This window comes from Hyunsoonleella flava (assembly GCF_004310325.1).
GTDB lineage: Bacteria > Bacteroidota > Bacteroidia > Flavobacteriales > Flavobacteriaceae > Jejuia > Jejuia flava.
On the sequence record NZ_SIRT01000040.1, the window covers coordinates 1 to 322 of the forward strand.

The 322-nt window shown below is 35.1% G+C and carries 1 pseudogene; it reads right to left on the reverse strand.

The features are described from left to right. Positions 1-115: 115 nt before the first annotated feature. Positions 116-322 (reverse strand): annotated as a pseudogene (locus EYD45_RS16845) (aryl-sulfate sulfohydrolase); the annotation flags it as partial.

Sequence of the window (322 nt, forward strand, 5' to 3'; positions counted from 1 at the left end):
AATAATGTAATTTCCGATTCCCTTTTCTGATTACAGAGCCAGGTCTTGTGCGAAACAAAGGATCTCTGTTTTCGTTATCTTTTACATTATAAGCTTGTAAATAAATGGGAAAGTGTCAAAAAAGAGAGCGCTCCAATGTCTCTGTTTTCCCCTCTAAAATTGAAGATAGATTATTGCCATCAAGCGCTAACTGAGAATTTCCGATACCTGCATATTCTATAATCGTTGGAAACACATCTAGGTTAGTTATGGGTACATCGCTCTTGGTATTTGGTTTTATTTTATTATTTAAAACAAAGAAAAAAGGTTCCCTGATTCCACC